Origin of the sequence: Enterococcus lemanii (assembly GCF_016909125.1) — a bacterium.
Classification (GTDB): domain Bacteria; phylum Bacillota; class Bacilli; order Lactobacillales; family Enterococcaceae; genus Enterococcus_I; species Enterococcus_I lemanii.
Window position 1 is genome coordinate 1 of sequence record NZ_JAFBFD010000026.1, and the last position, 20,467, is coordinate 20,467.

A 20,467-nucleotide genomic window follows, 5' to 3' on the forward strand; every position below is an offset into this window, starting at 1 on the left:
CTTGATTTTGATATCTTTATAGCAGAGCATTTGTTTTCCTCCTTGAATTTTGTGTCTAACTTAATTATAAGGGAAACAGATGCTTTTTTGTTATATAAAGAAAAAGGGTGTTCTTACCAATTTCTTAGTAACAACACCAAATATTATAGACCCCAAATTTTGTCTTAGCCTATTCTAATGCCTTCAAGAAGCGGTTTTTCGGTGTGAAATGAAATGAAGATTGGTAAGGGACGACCACTTTCTTTCATTATAGAAAGCAACGCTTCAAATAATCAGAAAAAAACAGATTCTGATGGGGAATTCCCCGAAAATACAAGCGATGAATAAACAAAAAAGTGTTTATTCAATCACCCTTAGGAGGATTTATTTGAAATTTAAAGAATTAAACTTATCACCCGAACTACTTGCGTCAATTGAAAGAGCTGGTTTTGAAGAAGCAACACCCATCCAAAGCGAGACGATTCCTTTAGCTTTAGAAGGAAAAGACGTGATTGGTCAAGCACAAACAGGAACCGGTAAAACAGCCGCATTTGGTTTACCAATGTTAGAAAAAATCGATCCGAATCGTCATGAGTTACAAGGTTTAGTCATTGCGCCAACTCGTGAATTAGCGATTCAAACCCAAGAAGAACTTTACCGTTTAGGTCGCGACAAAAAAATTCGCGTTCAAGCCGTTTACGGTGGTGCCGATATCGGTCGCCAAATCCGTCAATTAAAAGATCGTCCCCAAATCGTGGTAGGTACACCTGGTCGAATGTTAGACCATATCAACCGCAACACCTTGAAATTAGGAACCGTTGAAACGTTAGTCTTAGACGAAGCCGATGAAATGTTAAATATGGGCTTTTTAGAAGATATTGAAGCCATCATTTCAAAAGTACCTGAGCAACGCCAAACATTACTATTTTCAGCAACGATGCCACCAGCGATTAAAAACATTGGCGTGAAGTTCATGAAAGCGCCAGAACACGTTAAAATTAAAGCCAAAGAAATGACCGCTGACTTAATTGAACAATACTACATTCGTTCAAAAGACTTCGAAAAATTCGATATGATGACTCGTTTATTAGATGTCCAAACACCAGAATTAACGATTGTTTTTGGTCGTACAAAACGTCGTGTAGATGAATTAGCTCGTGGTTTAGAAGCACGTGGTTATAAAGCAGAAGGAATTCACGGTGATTTAACCCAACAAAAACGAATGAGTGTTTTACGTAACTTTAAATCAGGTAATCTTGATATTTTAGTAGCAACCGATGTGGCGGCTCGTGGTTTAGATATTTCTGGTGTGACACACGTTTATAACTATGATATTCCACAAGATCCAGAAAGTTATGTTCACCGAATTGGTCGAACAGGCCGTGCGGGTAAAGAAGGAATTTCAGTTACTTTTGTGACACCAAATGAAATGAGTTATTTACACGTTATTGAAAACTTAACGAAAAAACGCATGACACCATTACGTCCACCTTCAGAAAAAGAAGCGTTTAAAGGGCAATTAGCGGCTGCAATGGAGCAAATTGAAGAAAAATTAGACGAAAATGGTTTAGATCGTTACTTACAAAATGCGGAACAATTGTTAGAAAATTACAATGCACAAGACTTAGTCGCATTATTATTAAAAACCTTAGCAAAAGACCCATCTGATATGGTTCCAGTGAATATCACACCAGAGCGCCCATTACCACAAGGGAAGAAAAACTTCGGTAAAGGTGGCGGCGGTGGTAACCGTCGTGGTGGTAGCGGGAATTACCGTGGCCGTCGTGATGGTGGCCGTGAAGGAAACCGTAGTCGTGATGACCGTCGCTCACGTGGCGAAGGCGGCGACCGCAACCGTGATGATCGCCGTTCTTCAAGCGAAGGTAATCGTCGTCGTGAAGACAACCGTAGCAATTCACGTCGTAACAACGATAAAAAACGTAGCTTCGTAATTCGCAATAACCAAGACTAAGCAATCAACGATTTTAATTGAATGTAAAATAAAGGAAAACACCCAAATCAAAATGCGTTTTGATCTGGGTGTTTTTTTAAGTTATCCTAAATCTCGGTGCTTTTTTTTTATGAATTTGGTAAAATGTGAGGTAAGCGAAAATTCTAGGAGTAAAGGGTGAAAGAAAATGATTCACGGAATTGGTATTGACGCGGTAGAACTTTCGCGGATGGAAAAAATTATTAAAGAAAAACCAAAATTGATTACGCGAATTTTAACACCAGCAGAATTGAAACGATTTGAACAATTACCGTTTAAACGTCAAGTTGAATTTTTAGGTGGGCGTTTTGCCTGTAAAGAAGCTTTTTCTAAAGCTTGGGGAACAGGGATTGGAGCGGTTACTTTTCAAGATATTGAGATATTAACGAATGAACGAGGCGCACCAATCGTGACAAAATCACCATTTGAAGCAGGTGCGGTTTTTGTTAGTATCACGCATACGCAAGAGATGGCTTTTGCTCAAATTATTTTAGAAGAAAGAAAGGGATGAGAGAATGGTTGTTTCCTACCATCGCCCAACGAAAGTTATTGTTGATTTAGCTGCAATTAAAGAAAACGTTTCAATAGAAGTAAAAAAACAAGCTGGCAAGCGCGATGTTTTTGCCGTTGTAAAAGCCAATGGATATGGCCACGGTGCTGTTCCAGCAGCAAAAGCCGCTTTAGTTGGTGGTGCCAGTGGCTTTTGTGTGGCCACCTTAGATGAAGGAATTGCCTTAAGAGAAAGTGGGATTACAGCGCCGATTATAGTTTTAGGAATTGTAGAAGTCGCTTGGTTACCATTAATTTTAGAGTATCATTTAGCTGTACCGGTGGCGACGCTGTCTTGGTTAGAAGAGGCAGCTCTGTACATGGCTACACAAGCTTTAACGGGTCAACTATTGCTTCATTTGACTGTTGATACCGGCATGGGACGAATTGGATTTCGTGACGAAGCAGAGATTTTAGTTGCAATTGAAAAAATTAAAGAAAATGTGAATTGGGTCTTTGAAGGGATTTTTACCCATTTTGCGACAGCAGATGAAGCCGACCAAACGTATTGGCATAAACAAAATCAGCGTTTTAAAAAAGTGGTGGCTTCTTTACCCGAAAAACCTCGTTACATACATGCAAGTAATAGTGCGACGGCGTTGTGGCAAGAAGATTGTGGCAACTTGGTCCGTTTGGGCATTGCAATGTACGGTCAAAACCCATCTGGCGGACAATTGGAAGCACCGTATTTACTCCGACCAGCGATGAGTCTAGAATCGGCACTTGTTCAAGTCAAAGCAGTCCCAGCTGGTGAAGGCATTGGCTATGGCAAGACTTATGAAACGCCGGCAACCGAGTGGGTTGGGACCGTCCCAATTGGGTATGCGGATGGCTTTGTACGTAAAATGCAAGGATTTAAGGTGCTAGTGGAAGGGCAGCCTTGCGAAATTATCGGTCGCATTTGTATGGACCAGCTAATGATTCGTTTGCCACAAGCTTACCCGGTAGGTACGAAAGTCACTTTTTTTGGCCAAAACCAAGACAAAGAAATTACCGTGCAAGAAGTTGCCGATTATTTAGGTACCATTCATTATGAAGTGATTTGTTTATTGTCTGACCGTATTCCGCGTGAATATTTAAATACAGAAGGAATTTTATCATGAGGCGTGGCGAAGTTTTTTTTGCTGATTTATCTCCGGTTAGAGGTTCCGAGCAGGGGGGCGTTCGCCCAGTTTTAATTGTCCAAAACAATCGCGGCAATCGCTATAGCCAAACCATCATTGTCGCGGCCATTACGTCAAAGAAGATGACACAATTGCTACCGACACAACTTTTTTTAGGCAAAGAAGAAAGTGGTTTGCAACGCGATTCGATTATTTTAGTCGAGCAACTTCGTACGATTGATAAAAGTCGCCTGCAAGAAAAAGTTTGTTACTTAACGCAAACAAAGATGCAAGAAGTCGATCAAGCTTTAAAAGTTAGCTTGGGACTCTTGGTCAAAGGAGGGAAATAGTGGGGAAACTAGTTCTATCAATAACGGTTTTACTTTTTGTCTTTTTTGTTATGCGAGGGGTACGTCAGTGGAAGCAACAATTTAAAAGAGAAAATGTAGGTTATTGTTTACTTGTCAAGCAATACGAAGAAAATGGCCAATACTATGGTATTTTTCAACAAGGAGACAAAGAGTGGTGCATAAGTTATCCAGTTGAGACATTTCTAGCTTTAACCCCTCTGACACGCGGAGAGCTCATTTTAGAAGCGGGTCAATTTTATGCCTTTGTCGTTTAAAAATAAAGAAAAAACTACCTGGAAGCAAGATAACATCTGGTTTCAAGTAGTTTTTTTGTTATTCACTTTTAGTCAGCCGGTAAAACTAAATAACGTTGCTCGCCATAAGGCCGTACTTCAACGGTTTGCTTATAAAAGTCAGAGAGAATTTCGGGTTGTAAAACTTGTGTCCGTTTGCCTTGTTGCACAAATTCGCCATCCCTTAATAGCGCCACATGTGTGATAAAAGGTAAGATTTCTTCGGTATGATGGGTGACGAGTAAAATGGTTGGTGCATCTGGTGTGTGCGTGAGTTGTTCGATTTTCTTCAGTAACTCTTCACGAGCAAATAAATCGAGTCCTGTACAAGGCTCATCTAAAATTAGTAATTCAGGATTTGCCATTAAAGCGCGCGCAATTAAGACGATTTGGCGTTCGCCTTGGGAAAGTTGTGGGTATTTTTTTCCAATTAGACTACTGGAATCGAGCGTCGTTAAAAGGTCTCTAGCCACTTGTAAGTCTGCCTCTTCATACGTTTGATATAAACCAATACTGGCGAATTTTCCTGACAAAACAATTTTTTCAGCGACTTCATTTTTTAAGCGAACTTGTAAAGCTAAACTAACCCAGCCAATGCGTTTGTTGATTTCAGGAATGGAAGTTTGCCCAAAAGTTTCACCAAAAACTTGGACTTGGCCACTGGAAGCCCATAAATTTCCGGTAATCAATTGTAAAAGTAACGATTTTCCTGCGCCATTTAAGCCCAACAGTGCCCAGTGTTGGCCTTTTTTGACAGACCATTGAATTTCCTTTAGTAAATAATTTTCTTTCCGAATAAAATTTACTTGTTCTAAATTTAAAACATCCATCTGAACACCCCATCTATTTTTTATTTAAGTTTAACGAAAAAATGCGAAAGTAGCAAAAGATATGATGAAGATAGAATTAAGAAAAACATAACCTTTTTTAGACGAAAATCAACTTTTGTCTAAAAAAAACAGCAGAAATGAAACAAAGTAATGGAAAAGTCATGAAAATCATGGTAAATTAACCAACGAAATCGAAGGAAAGGGGACGAAAAGTGATGAGAAAAATTAAAAACATTTTTTCTTTGTATCGCTTAGACTGGCGACGGATTTTTAGTAATCCGATTTCAATCTTTTTAGTTGTGGCACTGATGATTTTACCTTCGCTTTATGCATGGTTTAACATCAAGGCGTTATGGGATCCATACGGGAATACGAAAGAGTTGCCAATTGCTTTTTATAGTGCCGATAGTGGGACAACTTTAGGGGACAAACAATTGAATATCGGAGAAGAAGTTGAAAAAAAACTTGAAGAAAACGATCAACTTGGTTGGAAATTTGTAACTTCTAAAGAAGCAGTAACAAAAGGGGTTAAATCTGGGAAGTATTATGCAGGGATTTATTTACCAAGCGAATTTTCTGAAGACCTATTGAGTTTTATTAATGGTGAAATTCAAAAACCAACCATTGAGTATTATTTTAATGCCAAAATTAATGCCATTGCACCTAAAATTACGGATAAAGGTGCTACCGCTTTGCAAGAACAAATCACGAAAGACTTTATTGAAACGGCTAGCTCAACCTTATTTGATGTTTTTCAAGAAGTCGGTTATACGGTAGAAGATAATTTAGTTTCAATTAATAAAATAAAGCATTTGATTTTATCAACCAATAATCATTTAGATCAAATTGATACGTATGCCAACGAAATTTTGGCGTTAAAGGCGCAATTACCTGAGTTGAAAACGAAATTAGAGAAAGCCAATGAATTGACTGATTATTTACCAGAAGTCGATCACTTAGCCGAAAAATTGATTGCTTTAAACACTAAATTTCCTGAGGTAAAACAACAAGCGAGTGTCATTTTAACATTGCAAGAAAAAATTCCAGAAATTCAAAAAGCTGGTGAACAAGTGGCGATGGTGGACGAAGATTTTGCTCAAATTGTGGCAACAATGACTCAAGGAATTGACGAAGCCCAAGCTGCTTTAACGATTATTCAACAAGTGCAAGATTTACTTCCAAACGTGCGACAACTTGGCAATGATGCAAGTAATTTTACCGAAAAAACACAAGAAGCAGCCAAAGAATTGCAAACCGCTTTGCCAACGATTCAAAAAATAATTCACTTTAATTTAGAAGCTTTAGGCGGCGTATCTGCCCGTGTGAATAGCATTGCGACCGATTTACGCTTGTACTTATCGAATCCGGATACGTCATTGACAGAAGAAGAAAAAGCGGCTATTACGGCTATTTTGACGAAAGCTTCGACGACTTTAACCCAACAAATTCAATTAGTCGATGGATTAATCAATTGGTTAAACCAAGTAAATATGAATCAAAGTTTTGATGGTGTGATTGCTTCTTTAAATCAAACCAAAGACGCATTATCAGGTTTGAAAAAAGCGAATGATGCGTTACTAGCAGTAATCAATCAAATCTCAAAAGAAGAATTATTAGCCTATATTACGCGTGTTGAACAAATGAGTGCGACCGTGAATGATTTGGTTACAAACCTCTTAAATCAAGACATTACTGGCCAAATTGATCAAGTAATCACGAATGATTTACTACCAGCACTTGATAATGTGAAGACATTACTTGATAAAAGTAGCCAAATTGATTTTGAAAGCTTGTTAACTGCGACCAGTGGAACCATTACAAGTGCGATTACTTTACTTGAAAAATACCAAGCTGAAATGCCAGCAATTGGTCAAGAAATCCATGATGCCAATACGCTATTAAACGGCCATATGACCGAAATCGTCAACGGGATTAACCGTGGGGCGGAATTGTATCAAAATGAACTACCTGTTTTAGAAACAAAACTGCAAACGGCTGCTACCTTTGCTCAAAATGATTGGCCAAAGGTACGAGAAGAAATAACGACCACTTTAGCGACCGTGAATGACAAAGTTCCAACGGTGGAATCAGCCATAAATATGGCAGCTACACTCGTTCAAGAAGATTGGCCAACCTTAAAACAAGGGATTGAAAAAGCCGCTGAGGCCATTAAAAAAGGAGAAGAAGTCGTTGATTTAAGTGATATTATCAAACTGTTAAAATCAGATGTTGCAGCAGAAAGTGATTTTATTACCAATCCAGTTGAACTTAAAACCCATGAGATGTATCCAATGGACAATAATGGTTCCGCGAGTACCCCTTTTTATACGGCACTTTGTTTATGGGTAGGGGGCTTATTGCTATCAAGTGTTGCGGCAACTGAATTTTATTTAAGTCAAGAAGACAAAGCGAAATACACGAAAAGAGAAACCTTTGTGGCGCGGATGTTGACTTTCTTAACGATTGCCATCCCGCAAGCGTTAATTGTTACTTTTGGTAATTATTTCGCATTAGGTGTAGATGTTCAAAATCCCGTGTTAAGTGTCGTTTTTGCCTTACTCGTTGCTTTAAGTTTTATGATGATTATTTATGTCTTGGCTGGATTATTTGGCAATATCGGTAAAGGGATTGCGATCATTTTACTAGTCTTGTCGATTTCTGGTGGGGGCGGAAATTATCCAATTCAAGTTTCTGGCAAATTTTTCCAAATGATTCATCCACTACTACCATTTACTTATGCGGTCAATTTATTGCGTGAGTCTGCCGGCGGGGTCTATTGGCCAAATGCAATCGGATATATCGCCGTCCTTGTTGCTTTATTCTTTGCTTTTGCGCTAATTGGGATTTGGGCGTATCCGCATGTGGAAGGTTTGAACAAAAAAATAAGTGCGTTAACGAAAGAAAGCCACTTTTTCCATTAAGTTTTTTCTGTTTTTTTAAAGACCATGCCTAGATAAATGGCATGGTCTTTTCATTTATTTGATTTTATTGATTAAAATAAAAAATAGTAAAATCAACAAGAAAATGAAAACGAGTGGGACAAAGCTTAAGATGGCAGTGGCGACGCGTTGTCCGATTTTCCTTTCTGCTTCGTTGATTGGCTTGTCACGATCACGAAGAAAATTTTGCGGTGGACGTGCCCAAAATAAGCCATTTGTCTGTTTTAAAATAAATGCTAAACCAATTAAAACAAAACTAAAAAAAAGTAAAATAACGATGATACCAGTTTTTAAGTCAATCATAAGCCTACTCTCCTTTTATTTTCTATAAAGGAAACTAATCTTTTTCCATATTGATACGGAAAAAGATACCATTTCAAAATGAAAGCGTTTTAATGTATATTAAGTATACCAAATATAATACAGGAGGAAAAGATTATGAAAAAAGCGTTAATTATCTGTGCTGGAGGAATGTCTTCATCAGTTATTGCTAAAAAAACAACGGAATTTTTCCAAAAAAAAGGAGTGGAAATTGAGCTTGATGCGACATCCGCTACGCAAGGTGCTGCTGAAATCGCCAAAGATCAATATGACTTGTATTTAGTTAGCCCACAAACAAAAATGTATTTTGCTAACTTGGAAAAAGCGGCAATCAAGCAAAATAAACCGATTGTGAATATTCCACCACAAGCTTATGTTCCAATTCCAATGGGGATTGAGAAAATGGCTAAAGTGGTAAATGAATGACATTTATGATCGTTATCAAAAACCGCTATTTATTGTGGAAAATGGGCTAGGAGTCATCGATGAACCAGATGAAAATGGCTATGTCGCAGATGATTATCGTATTCAATATTTAGCAGAACATATTCAAGCGATGAAAGATGCCGTGGAATTAGATGGTGTTGATTTATTAGGGTACACTACTTGGGGTTGTATTGATTTAGTTTCTGCTACTACCGGGGAAATGTCCAAACGTTACGGTTTTATTTACGTAGATTTAGATAATGAAGGTCAAGGAACGTTGAAACGTACGAAGAAAAAATCTTTTGATTGGTACAAAAAAGTCATTGCCACCAATGGCGAAGATTTAACGAATTGATTTTAGAGAAAACGAAAAAGACCACCACGAATAAAAACGTGGTGGTCTTTCTTTTAAGATGATGGAACTTTATTTTTTACGACTCGTGGGGTCAAGCTTGCGTTCAATCGTTCCTAAAAACCAATCGGCAAAAATCGACATGACAGCCGTTGGTAAGGCACCAGCTAAAATAATAGCCGCACCATCTGTGGCGTTTGTCCCTCGAACGATAATGTCCCCTAAGCCTCCAGCACCGACAAACGTACCAATCGCCGTAATTCCAATCGCTAAAACGAGAGCGTTACGAACACCAGCCATAATAACTGAAATGGAAAGCGGCAGTTCAACAAGATAAAGGCGTTGCCAAGGGGTCATCCCCATGCCTTTTCCAACATCTAAGACACCATCATCAACTTGTCGCATACCTGTATAAGTATTTTTGATAATGGGTAAAAGCGAGTATAAAAAGACCGTCACGATGACCACATTTACGCCTAAACCGAGGCCAAGCATTAAAACAGAAACCATCGCTAAAGCCGGAATCGTCTGAATGATATTGGCTAAACGCATCACCCAATCGGCTAAATTTAATCGTCTTGAAATAAAAATCCCAATTGGAATACCAACAATAGAAGCAAAGAGGACGCCATAAAAAGAGATTAAGAAGTGACGAATAAACTGAGTAAAGACGTAACCGCCATTTTCATTGTAGTAGTGAAACAATTGTTGAATTAAATTTAAGTCACTCATTTGGTTGTTCCTCCTTCAAAATAATCATGGACTTCTAAAAACTGTTTGGCAACAATCGATGGTTCTAGCAGTTCGTTGTCGGCTTTTGCGTTTAATTGTTGCATGGTCGTTGTATCGATTGTTTTTTCCAAACGAGCAAATATCTCTGTTAATTCGGGCACTTGCTCAAGAATCGCATTGGTTGCAACAGGCGAAGCGTCGTAAGGAGGGAAGAAGTGACGATCATCTTCTAGCATTACTAATTGGTTGCTCGTGATCCGACCATCTGTTGAATAACCTAAAACGACATCCATGTGTCCTGTAGCCACGGCATCATAAACCAAACCAATTTGCATCGGTAAAATAGAGGCAAAACTAAAACCATACGCTTTGGTGAAACCTGGATAACCATCCCCTTCACGTGTCATCCAAGCACGATCGGCACCGATAACGAGTTGATCGGCAACATCTGCTAAATCACTGACTGTTTTTAAATTAAATTTTTTTGCAGTATCTTCACGGACTAAAAAAACATAGGAGTTTTCAAAGCCGTAAGAAGGGAACCAAGTCTGGTCAAAGCGACTAGCAAATTCTCTTTTTACGGTGTCAAACGCTGCTTTAGGGTCCGTAATCGGATCGAGTTGTAGTGTTGATGCAACGTCAGTTCCTGTGTAACGTGCCGCTGAAATTTGGGCATCCCCATTTAACATTGCTTGATGGTTAATGTTGGTGGTACCTAAATTATTAATAATGGTCGTTTCTTTGTCTGTATAATGTTCAATCATTTCAGCTACAATACTACCTAATATTTGTGCTTCCGTCGTAATGCCACCAGTAATTGCGATGGTATTGGCATTTCGGCTTGTTTTTAGGCCAGGTAGGGAACAAGCGCTTAAAAAGAAGAGCGTCCCTAAAACAATTAAACTCGTTTTTATTTTACGCATTATTTGCCCTCCTTTTGGAGCGTTTGAGGGGTTAGCTTACTTTCTAGTCGACCTAAAAGATAATCAGCCCCCAAAGCAAGCAAAGTGATTGGAATCGTTCCGGCAAAAATTAATGCGGGTTGGTAGTTATCTAATCCGCTAAAAATCAAAACACCTAACCCGCCTGCACCAATATAAGAAGCGAGACTGGCCCAAGCAATGACATAAACTGCCGCCAAACGTAAACCAGCCATAATGGTAGGGAAAGCAAGCGGTAATTCTACTTGGAAGATGGATTGTCTATTCGTCATTCCCATTCCTTTTGCCGCATCTAAGTAATTTTTATCCACATTTTTTAAACCGATATAAGTATTACGTAAGATCGGTAACAATGAATAAATAAATAATGCCACAATCGCAGGCAAACGTCCCACGCCTAAAAAAGGAATCATTAAAGTTAATAAGGCTAGAGAAGGAATGGTTTGTAGGGCACTTGTTATCCCCAAAACAATATTAGCGATTTTAGGTGTGCGCGTTAAGACGATCCCAAGAGGAATGGCAATCAAAGCGCCAAGAAATAACGCAATGAGTGAAATATAAAGGTGCTCGAGGGTCGTTGTTAAAATTTGCCCACCATATTCTTGTAAAAATTGCATTGGCTAGACCTCCTTAATTTCATCAGGATTAAAGGCTTCAACGGCATCGGTCAACGTTTCTTCCTCACCAAAAACCACATCGTAAACAATATCAACCAAAGAAGCTCGCGTAATGATGCCGACAACTTTTTTATTGATATCAACGACAGGAACGTATTTCAACCCACGTTTTAAAATTCGTTGTAAAGTATTTCGTAAGAAGGCACTTTCTTGTACATAAAAGACGTCGGTTTGTAAAATATCCCCGACACTGCTTGTTAAACCGCGATTTTTATTAATCGCTTCAATATCAACGAAGCCTTTTAAGATATTTTGATTGTCGGTAACGAGGAGTGTATCGACCCGTTTTTCTCGCATCAAACGCAATGCTTCTTGTAAAGATTTTTCGGTTGTAATGGTAATCGCCGTGTTTAACATGACTTCATTGACACGTGTCGTATCAGGTTTGGCTTGTAACAAGCGATCTTCGCCAAGTAATTCTTCGACAAATTGATTGGCTGGATGTTTTAAAATATTTTCTGGTGTATCAAATTGTACGACTTTTCCTTCACTCATAATGGCAATTCTACTCGCTAGTTTTAATGCTTCATCCATGTCGTGTGTCACAAAGACAATCGTTTTGCCTAAACGCTCTTGTAAATCTTTCACTAAATCTTGTAAAGAGTCACGCGTAATAGGGTCAAGAGCGCCAAAAGGTTCATCCATTAAAATAATATCTTGATCCGCTGCTAAAGCACGCACAACGCCAATTCGTTGTTGTTGCCCACCGGAAAGCTCGCTTGGGTAGCGATCAAGCATTTCACGTGGTAACTCGACCAAATCAATCATTTTTTCGGCTGTTTGATTCCGTTTTTCTTGGTCAATCTTTAATAATTTTTGGACAAGCGTGATATTTTCACGAATCGTCATGTGCGGCATAAGCCCGATACTTTGAATGACGTAGCCAATTTTTCGTCGTAATTCGACGGCGTTCATTTTTTGAATATCTTGGCCGTCAATTAAAATTTTACCTTTTGTTGGTTCAGTCATACGATTAATCATCCGCATCGAAGTTGTTTTTCCACTTCCACTAGTTCCGATGAAGCAGATAAATTCCCCTTTTTCAAAAGACAAATGGATATCGTCGACTGCGACTTTTCCGCCTTTGTAAATTTTTGAAACGTGTTGAAATTCAATCATCATTTCCACCTCTGTTTTGTTTTTTTTATCTAAAAAATGAACATGCCTTTTTAACAAGTGTGCCAAAAAAATGACTATTTGACAAATGATTTGAGTGAGAAAAGGGCTTAAAATCAACAAAAAAGGCTTAAAATACCCTCTTTTAAGTAAGAAGGAAAAGCTAAGGGAAGCCTTTGCTTATAGGGGATTGCTCGTTTTTCTGAAAAAATAAAATTAAAATTTCATTAGAATTTCAAAGAGTTCGTGAAATTGGCTGTTTTTCACAAAAGAATCGACCAAGCGGCAATGGTTTCACAATGGCTAAAAAAATGATAGAATAGTTGTCGAACTGATAAAGAGGAAGAGTGAAAAGACATGTTAACAACCGAAGATTTTGATTTTGATTTACCTGAAGAATTGATTGCTCAAACACCACTAAGTGACCGGACAAGTTCTCGTTTACTCGTCTTGGATTCAAAAACAGGCGAGATAGAAGATAAACACTTTTATGAAATTATTGATGAGTTGAACCCAGGCGATGCGTTAGTAATGAATGATACACGGGTGTTACCCGCTCGTTTATATGGTGAAAAACCTTCAACCGGTGGGCATTTAGAAGTCTTACTTCTAACGAACATTGAAGGAGATACTTGGGAAACGTTGATTAAACCTGCTAAACGTGCGAAAGTTGGTACAGAAATTCATTTTGGTGATGGGCGTCTAAAAGCGATTGTTGAAGAAGAACTTGATCATGGCGGTCGGATTATCCGCTTTGAATACGAAGGGATCTTTTTAGAAAACTTAGAATCACTAGGAGAAATGCCCTTACCACCATATATTAAAGAGCGTTTAGAAGACCCAGAACGTTATCAAACGGTTTATGCCAAAGAAAATGGCTCAGCTGCTGCCCCAACAGCCGGTTTACATTTTACTCAGGCTTTGCTTGATAAAATTGCAGCAAAAGGAATTCGCTTGGCTTATGTGACTTTACACGTGGGATTAGGCACGTTTCGCCCAGTGAGTGTTGAGAATATTGCAGAACACGAAATGCATAGTGAGTTTTACCGTCTAACCCCAGAAAATGCACAAATTATCCAAGAAGTAAAAGCAAATGGTGGGAAAATTGTGGCCGTTGGAACAACTTCGATTCGAACGCTTGAGACAATTGGTACCAAATTTAACGGAAAAGTTCAAGCAGATAGTGGTTGGACAAGTATTTTTATTACTCCAGGTTATGATTTTAAAGTAGTTGACGCTTTTTCGACTAATTTCCATTTGCCAAAATCAACGTTAGTCATGTTAGTTAGCGCGTTTGCTGGCAGAAAAAAGACTTTAACTGCTTATCACCATGCGATTGAAGCGCGCTACCGATTCTTTAGTTTTGGTGACGCAATGTTTGTCAAATAGTAAAAAAAAGCAACTGTTCAAATTTCGAACAGCTGCTTTTTTCAATCGGAAGGTATTTGTTGGTTTTATTACGAGTGATGCAAAGTACAGTATCACGGTTTAACAAAAATCTTGTTGCATTTGAAGATTCGAAACTAAAATTCTTTTGCAAATCATGTTGCTTTAAAACAGGTAATGTAAAATTAACTCTTATTACACGTGGCCTCTTTTGATACTTTGCACAGTGTATACTAGGTGAAGCTTGTTACTGGAACAACTTTTTGTTACTTTTTTTCTAATGAAACTAGAAAAACCAACCAACAAATATTTGTCCTTCCTTACACTCTTATAATAACATGTAATGATAGCGTTTACAAAAGATATGCTTAGAAAAAGTAGCCAAAAGTTTGACTACTTAATGAATTCTTAATTATTTTGCGCAAGATCTGCATAAAAAGCTGCTTTAGTGGCTGAGATATAAGGCATCAACCATAAATAGCCGATTCCTAAAGTTAGTAAAGCAACAAAATGCCAACCAATAAAACTTAAGTCAAGTAAGAAAAGTCGCCCTTTATTGCCATCCATTAAGCGACGACTTTTTGTAATACTATCTAAGTATCGTGGTGGCACACCTGTTTGGCGATATTCATCGTAATAAATGAAATACGCTTGCGAATAAGAATAACTTTTAATGATTCCTGGAATAACGAATAATAAAGACCAGAAGAAAGTAAAAATAGAAGATAAGAGATAAATGACTAAAATTCCAATACCATAGGGGGCTTGAAAACCTCTTAAAGCATCTTTTAAAGGGGTAATACTAGTTTTACTTCCTCTAAGTAAGTCTAAAAAGGTCCAAGAAATGCCGACAGCAAAGAAAGTCCCAATAATTCCCCCGAATAAACCTGAGCCACCTTGGCTACCTAAGTTTAAATCGATATTTTGGGTGACCTCACCATTTTGGATAACATTTTGTACGGTGTTGGTATTCCATAAGAAAAAGGCTGGAATCGCAATAACTAAAAAAATGACCAAAATAGCTAAAATTTGAATCGCAGCTGGAATTAAGTTCATTAAGACGGCATCCTTCCAGCGACCAGCCAAGACCTCTTTGGCTTCTTGTTTCAATTGTGCATTTGTTTTCAATTTTTTTCACTCCTTTCAAAATTATTTCCAGTATAACAGAAGTCTTTCGGTTAATAAAAACATATACAATTAGATTTTATTAATATTTTTTAAACGGTAAGGAAACATTGGTATTTTGGTTGCAAAATAAGCAAATAAGTCTTAAGATGAAGGGTGGACCCTTAAAAAGAATAAAAATTAGTAAATGAAAGTAGGGAAATGAATGACGGAACCAGCCATTCGTTATCGATTAATCAAAAAAGAAAAACATACCGGCGCGCGCTTAGGTGAAATTATCACGCCACATGGCACATTCCCAACACCAATGTTTATGCCTGTAGGAACGCTTGCGACCGTAAAAACGATGTCACCAGAAGAACTCAAAGAAATGGGATCAGGCATTATTTTAAGTAATACGTATCATCTTTGGTTACGACCAGGAGAAGATTTAATAGAAGAAGCTGGTGGACTCCATAAGTTTATGAACTGGGACCAGCCGATTTTAACAGATTCAGGTGGTTTCCAAGTCTTCTCATTAGCAGACATGCGTAACATTGTGGAGAAGAAGGCGTTCATTTTAGAAACCATTTAAACGGCTCACCACTGTTCTTATCGCCAGAAAAAGCGATTCAAATTCAAAACAAACTTGGCTCAGATATTATGATGAGTTTTGACGAATGCCCACCATTTGATGAAAGCTATGATTATGTGAAAAAATCGGTAGAACGTACCTCACGTTGGGCCGAGCGAGGCTTAAAAGCCCATGCGAATCCAGATCGCCAAGGTTTATTTGGTATTATTCAAGGAGCGGGCTTTGAAGATTTGCGCCGCCAAAGTGCCCATGACCTACTCAGTATGGACTTTCCAGGGTATTCAATTGGTGGTTTGTCGGTGGGTGAAAGTAAAGCTGAAATGAATCGTGTCTTGGAATTTACGACCCCACTTATTCCTGAGCACAAACCACGTTACTTAATGGGTGTCGGTGCAGCGGACTCTTTAATTGATGGCGTGATTCGTGGCGTGGATATGTTTGACTGTGTCTTACCCACGCGAATTGCTCGTAATGGAACTTGTATGACCTCAAAAGGCCGTTTAGTTGTCAAAAACGCGCAATACGCTCGTGATTTTCGTCCAATTGATGAAAACTGTGATTGCTACACTTGTAAAAACTACAGCCGAGCTTACGTGCGTCACTTAATTAAAGCGGACGAGACGTTTGGCCTACGCTTAACTTCTTACCATAATTTACACTTCTTATTGAATTTGATGAAACAAGTTCGTCAAGCAATTATGGATGATAACTTATTAGAGTTTCGTCAACATTTCTTTGAAGAGTATGGCTTTAACAAAGAAAATGCGAAAAACTTCTAAGATTCAGCAAAAAGACTAGTGAAATTCAAAATTTTTTGTTACAGTATTTACAGTAAAGAAGAATAATAATACGAGGTGAAAAAATGCAAGCTTTAATCATGGTCGTTCCAATCGCAGCAATGCTTTTCTTTATGCAACGCTCGCAAAAAAAACAACAACAAGAACGTCAAAAATTGATGGATAGCATTACGACAGGGAGCCGTGTCGTAACAATTGGTGGTTTACACGGAATTGTTTCAGAAGTCAATGACGATAAAAAAACGGTTGTCTTAGACTGCGAAGGAATTTACTTAGAATTTGATCGCACATCTATTCGTACCGTCAAACCGGGCATGACAGTAGAAAACGATGATTCTGTGACAGAAGTAATCGTTGAAGAAGAACAAACAAAAGAATAATCAAAAAAACCAACTAGAAAATAAACTAGTTGGTTTTTTGATTTCTACAGACATTATTTATTCTTGGGCAAGATCTTTTAGTGTTTCTAAATCTGATTCTGTAAAAAGGTTAAAGCGGTGTTTTCTTAGGTCTACAACAATTAAAATAAAGATGAGCGCTTCTTTTTTCAACGCTCGCGTCAAAAAATTCATAAGCAACATGAGGAGAAAGTGCTTGCATTTTTTGAATAAGTGCTTCACGAGAAAGATAAAAGGTTACTTCTTCAAATATATTTTTCTCTTGAATTGTTCGAGTTAATTTTTTTATCTCATCTAGCATAAAAAATGCTCCTCTCTTAATTAATGTCTACCGATTAAATAAAAAACATTGAAACAGCGGTGTTTGATCTCAATATTTTATATAACAAGTGCAAGACTTTTAACGGTAGAACGCGGAAAACCGTGCATTTTTATCAATATTGGCGGGTTCCAATGTATAATTCATAAATTCACCCGCAACTTACTAATTCAAAAAGAATATGGCTTCAGTAATGAAGAAACCGTTATGCAAATTCAAGAAAATACTTATTTGCAATCCTTCATTTAACGAAATCACCCGATTTGTTAATCGATATTTTTCACTCATTATTTTTTCAAATAAATTGTTTCAAATTCTTTTTTTGAACAATAATTTTATAAAAATAAAGCGATAGTTCGTGTTTTCACTTTTATTTTTTTGTTCATTTTTTCAATAAAAACAAAATAAATTGATGAAAAAAAGGAAAATGGTTGTTTTTTCGAAATAATTAATTCTTTTGAAATGTTGTTAAATCAGTGTTTTTGATGGTTTTCGAATAAAAAATGAAAAGTTGTGAATGAAATCACAGAAAAGTGTTTACAAACGAAAAAAAATAGTGTATCATTCTATGTGTGAAGTAGTTAACAAATAAAATTATCCAATTTTTAGGAGGATCATCATGAGTAAAACAGTAGAAAAAGAAGTAGCGACAATTGATGTTTCAGTAATGATTGACGATTTAGCAGCAAAAGGGAACGTTGCATTAAAAGCGATGGAAGACTTTACGCAAGAACAAGTAGACCACATTGTACATGAAATGGCGATGGCTGCTTTAAACGAACACATGCCTCTAGCAAAAATGGCAGTTGAAGAAACTGGCCGTGGAATTTATGAAGATAAAGCAATTAAAAATATGTATGCTTCTGAATATATTTGGAACAGCATCAAACACGATAAAACAGTTGGCGTAATTAACGAAGACAAACAAAAAGGTTTAATCGAAATTGCTGAACCTGTAGGCGTTGTTTGTGGGGTAACACCAACAACAAACCCAACTTCAACGACAATTTTTAAAGCGATGATCGCTTTGAAAACACGTAACCCAATTATTTTCGCTTTCCACCCAAGCGCACAAAAATGTTCTGCAGAAGCCGCACGCATTGTTCGTGATGCAGCCGTTGCAGCTGGTGCTCCTGAAAACTGTGTACAATGGATTGAGCATCCATCAATTGAAGCAACACAAGGGTTAATGAACCACCCAGGAATTGCGATTGTTTTAGCAACTGGTGGCGCAGCAATGGTAAAATCAGCTTACTCAACTGGTAAACCAGCTTTAGGCGTAGGTCCTGGTAACGTACCTGCTTATATCGAAAAAACAGCGAAAATTAAACGTGCAGTCAATGACTTAATCGTTTCAAAAACATTTGATAACGGCATGATTTGTGCTTCTGAACAAGCAGTTATCGTGGATAAAGAAATTTACGCAGCTGTAAAAGCAGAATTCCAAGCACACCAAGTTTACTTTGTGAAACCAGCAGAATTACAAAAATTAGAAGATGCAGTAATGAACGAAGGTAAATATGCGGTTAATCCGGCTATCGTTGGAATGCCTGCAACAAAAATTGCGGAACTTGCTGGTATTAAAGTACCGGAAGGCACAAAAATGTTAGTCGCTGAATTAGAAGGCGTTGGGGCAGAATACCCACTATCTCGTGAAAAATTATCCCCTGTTTTAGCAATGATGAAAGCCAATAACACAGAACATGGTTTAGAGTTATGTGAAGCAATGTTAAACTTAGGCGGTTTAGGCCATACAGCAGTGATTCACTCTGAAGACGAAGATTTACAAATTCGTTTTGGTTTACGTATGAAAGCTTGTCGTGTTTTAGTGAATACACCATCTGCTGAAGGTGGAATTGGAAACATCTACAACGAAATGATTCCTTCATTAACATTAGGTTGTGGCTCTTACGGTAAAAACTCTGTGTCACGTAACGTATCAGCGATTAACTTAATCAACGTGAAAACTTTAGCGAAACGGAGAAATAACATGCAATGGTTCAAATTACCTTCTAAAATTTACTTTGAAAAGAACTCTTTATTGTACTTAGAAAAAATGGAAAACTTAGAACGTGTGATGATCGTTTGTGACCCAGGTATGGTTCAATTCGGTTATGTGGATCGTGTGCGCGAAGTTTTAGCTCGTCGTAAAAACTTAGTTCAAATTGAAGTGTTCTCTGACGTTGAACCAAACCCGTCAACGAATACGGTTTATAAAGGAACAGAAGTAATGGCGAACTTCAAACCAGATACAGTGATTGCAATCGGTGGTGGTTCAGCAATGGACGCGGCGAAAGGCATGTGGATGTTCTATGAGCACCCAGATACTTCATTCTTTGGCGCAAAACAAAAATTCTTAGATATTCGCAAACGTACGTACAAAATTGATAAACCAGAAAAAACACAATTTGTATGTATCCCAACAACATCAGGTACAGGAGCAGAGGTAACACCATTTGCAGTTATTACCGATAGTGAGACACATGTGAAATACCCATTAGCAGATTATGCTTTAACACCAGACGTGGCAATCATTGACCCACAATTTGTCTTATCTGTACCAGCATCTGTTACAGCTGACACAGGGATGGACGTATTAACTCATGCGATTGAATCTTATGTTTCTGTAATGGCATCAGACTACACTCGTGGTTTAAGTTTACAAGCAATTAAATTAGTCTTTGATTACTTAGAAACATCAACAAACCGTCCAGATATGGAATCTCGTGAGAAAATGCATAACGCATCAACCATGGCAGGTATGGCCTTTGCGAATGCTTTCTTAGGAATTTGTCACTCAATTGCTCACAAAATCGGTGGCGAGTACAATATTGCTCATGGCCGTACAAACGCGATTTTATTACCACATATTATCCGTTATAACGCTAAAGACCCACAAAAACATGCTATGTTCCCTAAATATGACTACTTCCGTGCAGACCAAGATTACGCAGACATCGCGAAATTCTTAGGACTTAAAGGAAATACAACCGCTGAATTAGTCGAAGCTTTAGCAACTGCTGTAACAGAATTAGGTGAAAAAGTTGGTATCGAAATGAACTTGAAAGCACAAGGTGTTACACAAGAAGTGCTAGATTCAACGGTTGATCGTATGGCAGAACTTGCTTACGAAGACCAATGTACAACAGCAAATCCAAAAGAACCACTAATTTCTGAATTAAAACAAATCATTGTGGATGCATACAACGCTTAAGCAATGAATCAAAAAAAGGCATACTTTGGGTATGCCTTTTTTGTATGCGAAATTTC

General features: G+C 37.9%; 18 protein-coding genes and 2 pseudogenes. 12 read left to right on the top strand and 8 right to left on the bottom strand.

Annotation, left to right across the window (positions count from 1 at the left end; genetic code table 11):
* Window positions 1–367: 367 nt before the first annotated feature.
* The 5 genes from cshA (at window position 368) to JOD14_RS08380 (ending at window position 4,246) form a co-directional block, all read left to right on the top strand.
* Entirely contained in the window at window positions 368–1,951 is a 1,584-nt protein-coding gene (gene cshA / locus JOD14_RS08360) for a degradosome RNA helicase CshA (RefSeq protein ID WP_204654380.1), read from the top strand.
* 166 nt (window positions 1,952–2,117) lie between these two features.
* Window positions 2,118–2,480 (top strand): holo-ACP synthase, encoded by a 363-nt coding sequence (gene acpS, locus JOD14_RS08365; RefSeq protein ID WP_204654381.1) that lies wholly within the window; start codon window positions 2,118–2,120, stop codon window positions 2,478–2,480.
* Between the two features lie 4 nt (window positions 2,481–2,484).
* Window positions 2,485–3,621 (top strand): alanine racemase, encoded by a 1,137-nt coding sequence (alr, locus tag JOD14_RS08370; protein WP_204654382.1) that lies wholly within the window; start codon window positions 2,485–2,487, stop codon window positions 3,619–3,621.
* Window positions 3,615–3,971 (top strand): type II toxin-antitoxin system PemK/MazF family toxin, encoded by a 357-nt coding sequence (locus tag JOD14_RS08375; protein ID WP_338031683.1) that lies wholly within the window; start codon window positions 3,615–3,617, stop codon window positions 3,969–3,971. The genes alr and JOD14_RS08375 overlap by 7 nt, the downstream gene beginning before the upstream one ends.
* Entirely contained in the window at window positions 3,971–4,246 is a 276-nt protein-coding gene (locus JOD14_RS08380; protein WP_204654384.1) for a hypothetical protein, read from the top strand. Before JOD14_RS08375 ends, JOD14_RS08380 begins: the two co-directional genes overlap by 1 nt.
* Before the next feature lie 68 nt (window positions 4,247–4,314).
* Here JOD14_RS08380 and JOD14_RS08385 read toward each other — a convergent pair whose 3' ends face one another.
* Window positions 4,315–5,094: an ABC transporter ATP-binding protein gene (locus tag JOD14_RS08385; RefSeq protein WP_204654385.1), complete on the bottom strand. Its 780-nt coding sequence runs from the start codon at window positions 5,092–5,094 to the stop codon at window positions 4,315–4,317.
* Window positions 5,095–5,309: 215 nt separating this feature from the next.
* On the opposite strand from JOD14_RS08385, the gene JOD14_RS08390 reads away from it, so the two are divergent.
* Complete coding sequence (locus JOD14_RS08390; RefSeq protein WP_204654386.1) at window positions 5,310–8,015, top strand: YhgE/Pip domain-containing protein; 2,706 nt, start codon at window positions 5,310–5,312, stop codon at window positions 8,013–8,015.
* 54 nt (window positions 8,016–8,069) lie between these two features.
* Here the strand turns inward: JOD14_RS08390 and JOD14_RS08395 are convergent, their stop codons facing one another.
* Window positions 8,070–8,336, bottom strand: a complete 267-nt coding sequence (locus tag JOD14_RS08395) for a hypothetical protein (protein ID WP_204654387.1) — start codon at window positions 8,334–8,336, stop codon at window positions 8,070–8,072.
* Window positions 8,337–8,471: 135 nt separating this feature from the next.
* Here JOD14_RS08395 and JOD14_RS08400 point away from each other — a divergent pair, with 135 nt between their 5' ends.
* On the top strand, window positions 8,472–8,780 hold the full coding sequence (locus tag JOD14_RS08400) for a PTS cellobiose transporter subunit IIB (RefSeq protein WP_204654388.1): 309 nt from the start codon (window positions 8,472–8,474) through the stop codon (window positions 8,778–8,780).
* Window positions 8,773–9,135, top strand: a pseudogene (locus tag JOD14_RS08405) (family 1 glycosylhydrolase); the annotation flags it as partial. The gene JOD14_RS08400 and the pseudogene JOD14_RS08405, both read left to right, overlap by 8 nt.
* A gap of 69 nt (window positions 9,136–9,204) precedes the next feature.
* On the opposite strand, the gene JOD14_RS08410 reads toward JOD14_RS08405, so the two are convergent.
* From JOD14_RS08410 to JOD14_RS08425, 4 genes are read right to left on the bottom strand one after another with little or no spacing between them, the layout of a single operon-like run.
* A complete protein-coding gene (locus JOD14_RS08410; protein ID WP_204654389.1) occupies window positions 9,205–9,864 on the bottom strand; it encodes an ABC transporter permease in 660 nt (219 codons plus the stop codon).
* Window positions 9,861–10,787 carry an osmoprotectant ABC transporter substrate-binding protein gene (locus JOD14_RS08415; RefSeq protein ID WP_204654390.1) on the bottom strand — a complete coding sequence of 309 codons (927 nt, stop codon included), beginning with the start codon at window positions 10,785–10,787 and terminating at the stop codon, window positions 9,861–9,863. The genes JOD14_RS08410 and JOD14_RS08415 overlap by 4 nt, the downstream gene beginning before the upstream one ends.
* Window positions 10,787–11,422, bottom strand: coding sequence for an ABC transporter permease (locus JOD14_RS08420; protein ID WP_204654391.1), 636 nt, complete (start codon window positions 11,420–11,422; stop codon window positions 10,787–10,789). Before JOD14_RS08420 ends, JOD14_RS08415 begins: the two co-directional genes overlap by 1 nt.
* 3 nt (window positions 11,423–11,425) lie before the next feature.
* Window positions 11,426–12,601, bottom strand: a complete 1,176-nt coding sequence (locus JOD14_RS08425; RefSeq protein WP_204654392.1) for a betaine/proline/choline family ABC transporter ATP-binding protein — start codon at window positions 12,599–12,601, stop codon at window positions 11,426–11,428.
* 354 nt (window positions 12,602–12,955) lie between these two features.
* On the opposite strand from JOD14_RS08425, the gene queA reads away from it, so the two are divergent.
* Window positions 12,956–13,987, top strand: coding sequence for a tRNA preQ1(34) S-adenosylmethionine ribosyltransferase-isomerase QueA (gene queA, locus JOD14_RS08430; protein ID WP_204654393.1), 1,032 nt, complete (start codon window positions 12,956–12,958; stop codon window positions 13,985–13,987).
* A 405-nt stretch (window positions 13,988–14,392) separates the two neighbouring features.
* Here queA and JOD14_RS08435 read toward each other — a convergent pair whose 3' ends face one another.
* Window positions 14,393–15,112: a DUF975 family protein gene (locus JOD14_RS08435; RefSeq protein WP_204654394.1), complete on the bottom strand. Its 720-nt coding sequence runs from the start codon at window positions 15,110–15,112 to the stop codon at window positions 14,393–14,395.
* 202 nt (window positions 15,113–15,314) lie between these two features.
* On the opposite strand from JOD14_RS08435, the pseudogene tgt reads away from it, so the two are divergent.
* Window positions 15,315–16,462, top strand: a pseudogene (tgt, locus tag JOD14_RS08440) (tRNA guanosine(34) transglycosylase Tgt).
* A gap of 83 nt (window positions 16,463–16,545) precedes the next feature.
* Window positions 16,546–16,860: a preprotein translocase subunit YajC gene (yajC, locus tag JOD14_RS08445; protein ID WP_204654395.1), complete on the top strand. Its 315-nt coding sequence runs from the start codon at window positions 16,546–16,548 to the stop codon at window positions 16,858–16,860.
* A gap of 109 nt (window positions 16,861–16,969) precedes the next feature.
* Here yajC and JOD14_RS08450 read toward each other — a convergent pair whose 3' ends face one another.
* The gene (locus JOD14_RS08450) at window positions 16,970–17,179 is read right to left on the bottom strand and encodes a hypothetical protein (protein ID WP_204654396.1); all 210 of its coding nucleotides are present in this window, start codon (window positions 17,177–17,179) and stop codon (window positions 16,970–16,972) included.
* Between the two features lie 637 nt (window positions 17,180–17,816).
* On the opposite strand from JOD14_RS08450, the gene adhE reads away from it, so the two are divergent.
* Complete coding sequence (adhE, locus tag JOD14_RS08455; RefSeq protein ID WP_192423662.1) at window positions 17,817–20,411, top strand: bifunctional acetaldehyde-CoA/alcohol dehydrogenase; 2,595 nt, start codon at window positions 17,817–17,819, stop codon at window positions 20,409–20,411.
* The last annotated feature ends 56 nt before the right edge of the window (window positions 20,412–20,467 follow it).